The organism is Rhodoplanes sp. SY1 (genome assembly GCF_046000175.1).
In the GTDB taxonomy this organism is placed as follows: Bacteria; Pseudomonadota; Alphaproteobacteria; order Rhizobiales; family Xanthobacteraceae; genus Rhodoplanes.
This window is the reverse complement of the sequence record NZ_JBEOMB010000426.1, coordinates 1-976: the sequence shown is the minus strand read 5'-3', so window position 1 is coordinate 976 and position 976 is coordinate 1. Positions and strand designations below refer to the sequence as shown.

The window sequence follows — 976 nt, the reverse complement described above, 5'->3', positions numbered from 1 at the left end:
GTTCCATGTGTAGGGCACGGTCGACCCGCTCGATCCGAGCTTCCGCGGCCAGCTTCCGTCGATCACGAAGAAGATCAACGAAACGCTGAGCCGCTACGACGCCATGCTGCTGATCGGCGAGAAAGTCGACAGCTTCACCTACGAGGACCGCTCCGCGCTGCCCGCCGACTTGCAGGTCATCCAGATCGCGCCGGCGGCCAGCCAGATCGGATTCGACTTTCCCTGTGACATGGCGGTGCTCGGCGACATCGGCGCGACCCTGAACGCGCTGGCGACGGCACTGGGCGCCCCGGACGTGCCGGGCCGCTCGCGGGCCGTCGACGAGGCAGCTCTGGACGCCAGCTATCCCGCCTCGGGCAAGAACCCGAGCGATGCGACGATTCTCGCCGTGCTGCGTCGGCTCGACCGGACCACCCATATCGTCACGGAAGGCTCTTCCGAGGACGCCGTCGTGCAGGACATGGCCGTTCGGCTCGGGTTCCGCAACGTTCATTTCTCGCCACGCGGCGGCGGGCTCGGCTGGGCGATGCCGCTGGGGGTCGGGATCGGCCTCGCGACCGGAAAGCCCGCGGTCTGCTTCGTGGGCGACGGTGGCAGCCTGTTCTCGATCCATGCGCTCTGGACGGCGGCCAAGTACGCCATCCCCTCCATCTTCGTCTGCTTCGTGAACAACGAGTATCGGCTGTTGAAGGACCTGTGGTGCAACGCGATGGGGACGACCATCGAGACCACGCGCTTCGTCGGCATGGACTTCACCGACCCGGACGTGGATCTGCAGCGCATCGCCGCGGGATTCGGCGCACGCACCGAGACAATCGAGAGTCTTCACGCGGTCGACGATGTTCTCTCCCGCGCGCTCGCGCATCCGGGCCCGAGCTTCCTGATCATCGATCGCGAGCCCTGAGTATCGGCGGGGCGTCGTAGGTGCCGTCGTACGCCCGATGCGACGCAAACGAAACGAGGATGGAGGAGGCGC

General features: G+C 66.6%; 1 protein-coding gene and 1 pseudogene. Both read left to right on the top strand.

Going from position 1 to position 976, the window contains the following annotated elements; genetic code table 11:
- Window positions 1–25: 25 nt before the first annotated feature.
- Window positions 26–259: pseudogene (locus ABTU92_RS30135) on the top strand (hypothetical protein); the annotation flags it as partial.
- 201 nt (window positions 260–460) lie between these two features.
- Window positions 461–904 (top strand): thiamine pyrophosphate-dependent enzyme, encoded by a 444-nt coding sequence (locus ABTU92_RS30130; protein WP_408095206.1) that lies wholly within the window; start codon window positions 461–463, stop codon window positions 902–904.
- Window positions 905–976: the final 72 nt, after the last annotated feature.

Bases quoted from the DNA above. Each gene is read 5' to 3' on its own strand.
- ABTU92_RS30130 (WP_408095206.1), top strand. From the start codon at position 461: ATGGCCGTTCGGCTCGGGTTCCGCAACGTTCATTTCTCGCCACGCGGC.